Consider the following 3,950-nt stretch of genomic DNA (forward strand, 5'->3'; position numbering starts at 1 on the left):
CGCCTCGGCTTCCGCGATCGCCGCCTTGACCAGCCGGTCGTCGAGCGGACGGCCGCCGGAATGGCGCACGTTCTTGAGCACCTGCGGCACCGGTTCGAACCGGCGGCAGACTTCCGACACCGGGCGTCCCATGCGCTGCACGCAGGCCATCACCTGCAGCGCCGCGACCAGGCCGTCGCCGGTGGTGGCGAAATCCGACAGCACGATGTGGCCCGACTGTTCGCCGCCGACATTGAAGCCGTGCTTGCGCATGTGCTCGACGACGTAGCGGTCGCCGACCTTGGTGCGGGCCAGCGACAGGCCGATGCCGCCGAGGAAGCGCTCGAGGCCGAGATTGGACATGACGGTGGCGACGATGCCGTCGCCGCGCAACTGCTGCTCGGCGGCCCAGGATTCGGCGATGAGCGCCATCAACTGGTCGCCGTCGATCACCGCGCCGGTCTCGTCGACGATCAGCACGCGGTCGGCGTCACCGTCGAGCGCAATGCCGATGTCGGCGCGCACTTCGTGGACCTTGCGCGACAGCGCCACCGGATGGGTCGAGCCGCAATTGAGATTGATGTTGGTGCCGTTCGGCTCCTCGCCGATGGCGATCACGTCGGCGCCCAGTTCCCACAGCGCCGCGGGAGCGACCTTGTAGCCCGCGCCGTTGGCGCAATCGACGACGACCCGCATGCCCGACAAAGTGATGTCCTTGGGCAGCGTGCGCTTGGCGAATTCGATGTAGCGGTCATGCACGCCGTCGATGCGCTTGGCGCGGCCGATCGCGTCGGGACGCGCGAGCTGCAGATGGATGTCTTCATCCATCAGTTCCTCGATGCGCTTTTCGAGCTCGTCCGAGAGCTTGAAGCCGTCGGGGCCGAACAGCTTGATGCCGTTGTCCTGATAGGGATTGTGCGAGGCCGAGATCATCACGCCGATATCGGCGCGCAGCGAGCGCGTGAGCATGGCGACCGCGGGCGTCGGGATCGGCCCGAGCAGGAACACGTCGACGCCGGCCGCGGTGAAGCCCGCCACCAGTGCGTTCTCGATCATGTAACCCGACAGCCGCGTGTCCTTGCCGATGACGACGCGGTGGCGGTGATCGCCGTTGCGGAAGAGATTGCCGACCGCGATGCCGACACGCATCGCCAGATCCGGCGTCATCGGCGCCTTGTTTGCCTGACCCCGAATTCCGTCGGTGCCAAAATATCGCCTAATCATGGAGCCCCCCGAACCAGTCTGGTCCTGTAGAATGATGTCCCACAGTCTAATTCCCCAAAACGGTACTATAATACAATCAGATTTTGTTACAATTCATTGCAATACACACAAACAGCCGCCCGGAGGCGGCTGCTCTGTTGCTTGGCGTGATCGGCGGCAACGGCCTATTGCGGCTGCGGCTCCATGCCGGGATCGGGCTCGTCGCCCTTCTTGCCCGCGCCGCCCTTCTTGGCGCCGGCGGTCGGCACCGCGGTGCCGCGGCTGGGCGGCGTGTCGTCGCCGGTATCGCGCATCGGCTTCTCGCCGCGGATCAGGGCGTTGATTTCCTCACCGGTCAAGGTCTCGTATTCGAGCAGGCCTTCGGCAATGGCGATGAAGGCCTTCTTCTTCTTGGTGAGGATCGTGCGCGCCTCGTCATAGGCCTGGTCGATCAGGCGGCGGATCTCGCTGTCGATCTTCTGGGCGGTCGATTCCGACACGTTCTTCTGCTGCGCCACGGAATGGCCCAGGAACACTTCCTGCTGGTTCTCGCCATAGGCGACCTGGCCGAGCTCGTCGGAGAAGCCCCATTCGGTCACCATCGCGCGGGCGAGCTTGGTCGCCTGGACGATGTCGGACGAGGCGCCCGAAGTGATGTTCTCCTTGCCGAAGGTCAGTTCCTCGGCGACGCGGCCGCCCATCATGATGGCGAGGCGCGAGATCATCCACTTGTAGCTCATCGAGTAGCGGGCGCCCTCGGGCAACTGCATCACCATGCCCAGCGCGCGACCGCGCGGGATGATCGTCGCCTTGTGCACCGGGTCGGCGGCGGCGACATTGAGCGCGACCACGGCGTGGCCGGCCTCGTGATAGGCGGTGAGCTTCTTTTCTTCCTGGGTCATGGCGGTCGAGCGGCGCTCGGCCCCCATCATCACCTTGTCCTTGGCGTCCTCGAACTCGGCCATCGTCACCAGCCGCTTGTTGCGGCGGGCGGCGAGAAGCGCGCCTTCGTTGACGAGGTTCATCAGGTCCGCGCCGGAGAAGCCGGGCGTGCCGCGGGCCAGCACCTTGAGGTCGACATTCGGGGCCATCGGCACGTTGCGCACATGCACCTTGAGGATCTTCTCGCGGCCGTTGACGTCGGGCAGCGGCACCACGACCTGGCGGTCGAAGCGGCCCGGACGCATCAGCGCGGGGTCGAGCACGTCGGGACGGTTGGTGGCGGCGATCAGGATGATGCCTTCATTGGCCTCGAAGCCGTCCATTTCGACCAGCAACTGGTTGAGCGTCTGCTCGCGCTCGTCATTGCCGCCGCCGAGACCGGCGCCGCGATGGCGGCCGACGGCGTCGATTTCGTCGATGAAGATGATGCAGGGCGCGTTCTTCTTGGCCTGCTCGAACATGTCGCGCACGCGGCTGGCGCCGACGCCGACAAACATTTCGACGAAGTCAGAACCGGAAATGGTGAAGAACGGCACATTGGCTTCGCCGGCCACCGCGCGTGCGGTCAGCGTCTTGCCGGTGCCGGGAGGGCCCACGAGCAGCACGCCGCGCGGGATCTTGCCGCCCAGCCGCTGGAACTTCTGCGGATCACGCAAGAACTCGACGATTTCCTCGAGATCTTGCTTGGCCTCATCGACGCCCGCCACATCGGCGAAGGTGACGCGGCCATGCGCCTCGGTGAGCAGCTTGGCCTTCGACTTGCCGAACCCCATTGCGCCGCGCGAGCCGCCCTGCATCTGCCGCATGAAGAAGATCCAGACGCCGAGGATGAGCAGGATTGGCAGCCAGGAGATCAGATATCCGACCAGCGTGTTGGAGCTGTCAACTTCCGGCCGGGCGGTGATCGTCACGTCGCGGTCATTGAGGCGCTGGATGAGGCCCGGATCGCCCGGCGAATAGGTCTGGAATCCCGTGGCGGCGTCGGTGTAGTTGCCGGAGATGCGGTCGCCGACGATGGTGACGTCGCGGACGCGTCCGGAATCGACATCCTTGAGGAACTGCGAATAGGCGATGTCGCGCCCGGTGGTCCGTTCGGCAGGACTCTGGAACATGTTGAACAATGCGATCAACAGGAGCGCGATGATTGCCCAGAGGGCGAAGTTGCGGAAGTTGGGATTCATGCTCGTCCTCGGAGATCATGGCCTGCGGCCACCGGCGCAAACCGGATTTCGATACTTGACTTACAACATAGGAGCCCTGCGCTGCCTTGCCAAGGCTGAAGGCGGTGTTTGTCATCGAAGTTTGACACTGTCGGCGACCGCTTCAGCCTTTCAAAACGCCCAGGGACAGGGCGGCAACGGCCGGGACCCCGCCAAACCCGCCAGCGCCTGCGCCAGCGGCAGCTCGTAGACCGGCAGGATGCGCGAGGCGCGGCCGGTTAACCGTCGGCACAGAAATCCGCCGGCGACCCCGTTTTCAGCGCTCCACTCCCGCTGTCTTCCCGCCAAAACCCGGCCAAACCATGGCGCAACGCCGCTTTGCCCGCCGCCTTCGACGTGCAGCGGCGTTTTCCCGTCGAGATTGCGGATGCTGTAGCGGCCGTCCCATACGCCGGTCCCTCCCGGCTCCAGGCTGAGCCTGTCGAGCCCGCGCCGCTCGCGGCCGATCAGCAGGTCCGCGTCCCGGCGCCGGATCAGGGTCCGTCCCAGGGTGACGGCCCTGCCCTGCCCCTGGTCGAAAGCGGGGCCGGTCCAGCCGTCCACCGCCGCCCGCAGCGTCGCTTTGCCGCGCCTGTCGAGCCGGCGCCCGGCGCCGCCGCTGAGATC

General features: G+C 65.9%; 2 protein-coding genes and 1 pseudogene. All 3 read right to left on the reverse strand.

The window, feature by feature from the left end; translation table 11 throughout:
* On the reverse strand, positions 1-1,203 hold a 1,203-nt coding region (glmM, locus tag LL06_RS24945), incomplete at its 3' end, for a phosphoglucosamine mutase (RefSeq protein ID WP_035533461.1).
* Between the two features lie 164 nt (positions 1,204-1,367).
* Positions 1,368-3,305 carry an ATP-dependent zinc metalloprotease FtsH gene (gene ftsH / locus LL06_RS24950; RefSeq protein WP_035533457.1) on the reverse strand — a complete coding sequence of 646 codons (1,938 nt, stop codon included), beginning with the start codon at positions 3,303-3,305 and terminating at the stop codon, positions 1,368-1,370.
* 150 nt (positions 3,306-3,455) lie between these two features.
* Positions 3,456-3,950 (reverse strand): annotated as a pseudogene (locus tag LL06_RS24955) (hypothetical protein); the annotation flags it as partial.

The organism is Hoeflea sp. BAL378, from assembly GCF_000759435.1.
Taxonomy (GTDB): domain Bacteria; phylum Pseudomonadota; class Alphaproteobacteria; order Rhizobiales; family Rhizobiaceae; genus Hoeflea.